The sequence below is a fragment of the Mesorhizobium caraganae genome (assembly GCF_016836705.1).
GTDB classification, from domain to species: domain Bacteria; phylum Pseudomonadota; class Alphaproteobacteria; order Rhizobiales; family Rhizobiaceae; genus Mesorhizobium; species Mesorhizobium caraganae.
In genome coordinates, this window is record NZ_JAFCGY010000116.1 from 1 (window position 1) to 547 (window position 547).

Below are 547 nucleotides of genomic sequence, written 5' to 3' on the forward strand. Positions count from 1 at the left end.
TTCCTGGTGACGCTGAAGCGGCGGGATCTGGCACGTGTGCTGGTGATCATGCGCTATCCACGCAAGCTGCCGGACGTGCTGAGCGTGGAGGAAGCGGCTCGGCTGCTCGAAGCAGCACCTGGCATCAAGTACAAGGCCGCGCTCGGTGTCGCCTATGGCGCGGGCTTGCGCGTGTCGGAGGTCGCGCACCTCAAGGTCGATGATATCGACTCTACACGCATGCTGATCCGCGTCGAGCAGGGCAAGGGACGCAGGGACCGCAACGCCATGCTCTCGCCGCAACTCTTGGAACTGCTGCGGCTGTGGTGGCGCGAAGGCAGGGGTCGCGGGGTGATGCTTCCGCATGGCTGGCTGTTCCCGGGGCGCAGTTGCACCGATCCGATCTCGTCGCGGCAACTACATCGCGCGGTTCAGGAAGCCGCCGAAGTGGCCGGCATCCGCAAGCGCGTCAGCCCGCATACGCTGCGGCACAGCTTCGCCACCCACCTGCTCGAGCAGGATGTCGACATCCGCGTCATCCAGGTGCTGCTCGGGCACAGCAAGCTCG

General features: G+C 65.8%; 1 protein-coding gene. It reads left to right on the forward strand.

Translation table 11 applies throughout. The features are described from left to right. Nucleotides 1–547: tyrosine-type recombinase/integrase (locus JQK88_RS37935; RefSeq protein ID WP_203281251.1), on the forward strand; the 547-nt coding region annotated here is incomplete at both ends.